General features: G+C 72.8%; 5 protein-coding genes. 4 read left to right on the forward strand and 1 reads right to left on the reverse strand.

The window, feature by feature from the left end; translation table 11 throughout:
• Positions 1 to 492 (forward strand): 4-carboxymuconolactone decarboxylase (gene pcaC / locus ITP53_RS54200; RefSeq protein ID WP_195903279.1); only part of this gene is annotated, 492 nt, incomplete at its 5' end.
• 7 nt (positions 493 to 499) lie between these two features.
• Here pcaC and ITP53_RS54205 read toward each other — a convergent pair.
• Entirely contained in the window at positions 500 to 922 is a 423-nt protein-coding gene (locus ITP53_RS54205; RefSeq protein ID WP_195903280.1) for an SDR family oxidoreductase, read from the reverse strand.
• 206 nt (positions 923 to 1,128) lie between these two features.
• Between ITP53_RS54205 and sigJ the strand changes: the two genes are divergently transcribed.
• The 3 genes from sigJ (at position 1,129) to ITP53_RS54220 (ending at position 4,083) form a co-directional block, all read left to right on the forward strand.
• Complete coding sequence (gene sigJ / locus ITP53_RS54210) at positions 1,129 to 2,019, forward strand: RNA polymerase sigma factor SigJ (protein WP_195903281.1); 891 nt, start codon at positions 1,129 to 1,131, stop codon at positions 2,017 to 2,019.
• 200 nt (positions 2,020 to 2,219) lie between these two features.
• Positions 2,220 to 2,921: a GntR family transcriptional regulator gene (locus tag ITP53_RS54215; RefSeq protein WP_195903282.1), complete on the forward strand. Its 702-nt coding sequence runs from the start codon at positions 2,220 to 2,222 to the stop codon at positions 2,919 to 2,921.
• The gene (locus ITP53_RS54220) at positions 2,914 to 4,083 is read left to right on the forward strand and encodes an MFS transporter (RefSeq protein ID WP_195903283.1); all 1,170 of its coding nucleotides are present in this window, start codon (positions 2,914 to 2,916) and stop codon (positions 4,081 to 4,083) included. The genes ITP53_RS54215 and ITP53_RS54220 overlap by 8 nt, the downstream gene beginning before the upstream one ends.
• Positions 4,084 to 4,177: the final 94 nt, after the last annotated feature.

A 4,177-nucleotide genomic window follows, 5' to 3' on the forward strand; every position in this document is an offset into this window, starting at 1 on the left:
CCGCCCGCCCACGCCAGGCAGCTGGCCGACGGCATCCCCGGCGCCACGCTGGTGGAGCTCGCAGGCGCCGCCCACCTGGCCACCGTCGACCAGCCCGAGCGCGTCACGGCCGCGCTCCTCGCCCACCTGCCCGCCGTGCCCGGCATGCGAGTACGGCGTGAGGTGCTCGGCGACGAGCACGTGGACCGCGCGGCCGCCCGTACCACCGAGTTCACCAGGGACTTCCAGGATTTCATCACCCGCTACGCCTGGGGCGAGATCTGGACCCGGCCGGGCCTGGACCGGCGTACCCGCAGCTGCGTCACGCTCACCGCGCTCGTCGCCCGCGGCCACCTCGACGAGCTGGCCATGCACATCCGTGCCGCCCTGCGCAACGGGCTCAGCCCTGATGAGATCGGCGAGGTGCTCCTCCAGACCGCCGTCTACTGCGGGGTCCCGGCCGCGAACGCCGCCTTCGCCGTCGCCCAGCGGGTGCTGTCCGAGCAGTCCTGACGGCCGTCTACCGCCAGACCGGCCTCCTGCCCCCAGAGACCTCCGGGATCAGCCCTTCGCCTCCAGAGACCTCCTGACCCCGATCAGACCCTGCCTCCATGGACCTCGAGGGCTGCTCGTCGAGCGGGTCGTCGGCGTTCATCGCCGACAGAGCGACGACGCGCGTCGCGCCCCGCTCCCTCGCGACGGCCAGCAGTTCGTCCGCGGCCTCGCCGATGACGCGCGGGTGCAGGAAGACGGTGGTGACGGCGTCCAGGTGGCGGGCGAGCGTGCAGGGCCTGGACGGGTCGCCCTCGACCGTCTCGACGCCCGGGGGCAGGCCCGCGTCCCGCGCGGACCGGGTGACCGCGCGGACCGCGGCCCCCTGGGCGGTGAGCAGCTCGACCAGGGGACGTCCGAAGGCGCCGGTGGCGCCGGTGACAAGGATCATCGTGCGTTCTCCGTTCGGATGACCGGGTTGTCGTGCCTTCTGAGAGGGCAGCCGGCCACTCGGGTGTGACATGGGCAGGGGGAGTGTGATCCACGCCTCACGCACGCCAAGGGGTGTGAGAGGTGGGTCACATTTCTCCGGGCGCGTCACATCGCGGGCACCGGCGTCGCTCCTATGTGCGTTCCAGACGATGAGGAGGGCCCACCATGAGCGACACCCCGCCGGCCGGCGCGACGGACGTGTTCGCCGGTCACCGGGAGCTGCTGTTCTCCATCGTGTACAACATGCTCGGAAGCGTCGCCGACACCGAGGACGTGCTGCAGGAGACGTGGTTGTCGTGGACGTCCAGAGACGTGCGCGAGATCGCCAACCCGCGTGCCTACCTCGTGCGCATCGCCGTCAACCAGGCCCTGGCCCAGCAGTCCGCGCTGCGCCGCCGGCGGGAGACGTACGTCGGGTCGTGGTTGCCCGAGCCGCTCGTCACCGATGCCGACGGGGCCGACGGCGTGCTGCGGGCCGAGTCGGTGTCGATGGCGCTCCTGGTCGTGCTGGAAACGCTCACCCCGCTGGAACGGGCCGTGTTCATCCTGCACGAGGTGTTCGCGTACTCCCATGTCGAGATCGCCGGCATGCTCGGCCGCACCCCGGCGGCGGTGCGCCAGCTCGGCCACCGCGCACGGGAGCACGTCCACGCCCGCCGCCCGCGCCGGCGGGTCGACGTGCGGGTCCAGCAGGAGGTGACCGAACGGTTCGTGGCGGCGGCGTTCGGGGGTGACCTGGACGCGCTGATGGAGCTCCTGGCGCCGGAGGTGACGCTGTGGTCCGACGGCGGCGGCAAGACGTCGGCGGCCGGGCCGCGCCCGGTGCACGGCAGGGACAAGGTGGCCCGCGTGCTGACGGCCAGTGCCACCTCGATCGTCGACAGCGTCGAGATCGAGTACCGGGAGGTCAACGGTGACCCGTCGGCGGTCGTGTGGGTGGAGAACGCGCCGTTCGCCGTCATGGTCGTCGACCTGACCCCGGACGGATCCCAGGTACGCGACATCTACGCGGTCAGCAACCCCGACAAGCTGTCGCGCGTACGCAGGGAGCCGTGAACGTCCGCAAGGAGCCCTGACCGTCACGGGCTCACCCGTGCCCCCGCCGCGCACGCGCTCGGGCCGTGCGGCCCGAGCGCTATAGCCGTCGGCGTCGCCGCAGCCCTCTAACACGCCTTACGACGCTAAAGACCGAAATATCGGTGTATAAGAGGAGGTGGTATAGGTTATAGCCGTTTCCGAGATGAGACAGGATCGTGATGACGACGAGCGCGCCGGCGGCCGAGCCCTTCACCACCAAGGCCGACTACGCCTACCAGCGCGTCAAGGAGCTCATCCTGTCCGGAGCGCTGGCGCCGGCCGCCGTCATCGCGCAGGCCCAGCTGGCCGGTGAGATCGGCATCAGCACCACGCCGCTCCGCGAGGCCCTGCGCCGGCTCAAGAGCGAGGGCCTGGTCGAACTCGACGCGCACCGCGACGCCCGGGTGGCCCCGCTGACCGCCGAGGAGGCGCGTGACCTGCTGGAGCTGCGGCGCTCCCTCGACCCCTTGGCGATGGCGCTGGCCGCGGAACGCCGTACCAAGGCGGACATCGCCGCCATCCGCGCGGCCGCCGGCGGGCTGAGACCGCTGCCCGGCGACCCCGCGTACGAGCATCTCCTGGCCCACCGCAGGTTCCACGTCGCGCTCTACGGCGCCTCGCACAACGAGCTGCTCGTCCAGACGCTCGACAGCCTGTGGGACAAGTCCGACCGCTACCGCAGGCTGGCCCTGGCGGAGGGACGCTCCCAGGCGGCCCGCGACCGCAAGTCCGCCGAGCACGAGGCGCTGGTCGACTACGTGATCGCGGGAGACGCCGAGCGCGCCGCCGCGGTCATGCGCGAGCACATCGACACCAGCCTCGGCGCCCAGGCGGTACGGCGACTGCGCACGGAGGACGGCGAGGACGGCATCGATGTCTGAGCGCTGGCATCGGCGGCACGTGACGGCCCTGCTGCTGACCCATTCCGCGTGCACGCAGGTGGTCACGTTCGTGCTGCGGCCGACCATGTCGTACCGGGCGATCGAGCTGGACGTGCCCGCCGCGCTGCTCGGCGTGCTCGGCGCCAGCTTCGCCCTCGCGCCGCTGCTGCTGGCGCTGCCCGCCGGGCACGCCGCCGACCGGTACGGCGAGCGGCGCATGGCCGTGGCCGGGGCGCTGATGCTCACCGCCTCCAGCGTCGCCTTCATGGTGTTCGGCCACACCATCCCGGGCCTCATCGCGGGTGGAGCGCTGCTCGGCACGGGGCATCTCGGCTGCGTCATCGCCCAGCAGGCCTGGGTGGCCAACACCTCCCGGCGCGGCGGCCACGACAGCGCCTTCGGCCGCTACACCTTCGCCGCCTCGATCGGCCAGGCCGCCGGGCCGGTGCTGATCGCGGCGTTCGGCGGGGAGCAGGCCATCCCGGACACCGGCCGCATCTTCCTGTGGTCCTGCGTCGTGTCCGTGGCGCTCGTCGTGCTGTCACTGTTCCTGAGCGCCAGCCCGCGCGCGGCCGGCGAGGACCAGGACGAGTCCATGAACGTACGCTCCCTGCTGCGGCTGCCCGGCCTCACGCACGCCCTGGTGACGAGCTGCGTGGTGCTGGCGGCGCTCGACATCACCCTCGTCTACCTGCCCGCGCTCGGCACCGAGCAGGGGCTCACCGCGGGCACGATCGGCTTGCTGCTGACCATCCGCGGCGTGGCCTCCATGGGCTCGCGCTTCTTCCTCGGCAGCCTTTCGCGAATACTCGGCCGGCGCAGGCTGCTGGTCGCCAGCACCATCGCGGCGGCGGCCGCCATGCTGGTCACCCCGCTGCCCATGCCGACGTGGCTGCTGGCCGGCCTCCTGCTCGTCCTCGGGTTCGGGCTCGGGGTGGGGCAGCCGCTGACCATGTCCTGGCTGGCCGAGTCCACGCCTCCCGGGCTGCGCGGGCGGGCGATGTCGCTGCGGCTGGTCGGCAACCGTACCGGGCAACTGCTTCTGCCCGGCGCCGCCGGGCTCGTGGCGGCGGGGATGGGGGCCGCGGGGGTGCTCCTGATCACGGCCCTCGGCCTGGGCTGGGCCGGCGTGGCCGCCCGGCGCCTGCCGGTCGACGGCTGACGCCCCAGCCCAGCGCCGCCCGGCGGCTGACGTCATGGCGCAGCGCCGTCAGGGGGCTGGCCGACGCCGTGGATTCGCCGTGTGGGGCAGGCCG

Source organism: Nonomuraea cypriaca, assembly GCF_015645445.1.
In the GTDB taxonomy this organism is placed as follows: domain Bacteria; phylum Actinomycetota; class Actinomycetes; order Streptosporangiales; family Streptosporangiaceae; genus Nonomuraea; species Nonomuraea cypriaca.

Coding starts and splice junctions, on each gene's coding strand:
- ITP53_RS54205 (WP_195903280.1), bottom strand. CDS start 922: ATGATCCTTGTCACCGGCGCCACCGGCGCCTTCGGACGTCCCCTGGTC.
- sigJ (WP_195903281.1), top strand. CDS start 1,129: ATGAGCGACACCCCGCCGGCCGGCGCGACGGACGTGTTCGCCGGTCAC.
- ITP53_RS54215 (WP_195903282.1), top strand. CDS start 2,220: ATGACGACGAGCGCGCCGGCGGCCGAGCCCTTCACCACCAAGGCCGAC.
- ITP53_RS54220 (WP_195903283.1), top strand. CDS start 2,914: ATGTCTGAGCGCTGGCATCGGCGGCACGTGACGGCCCTGCTGCTGACC.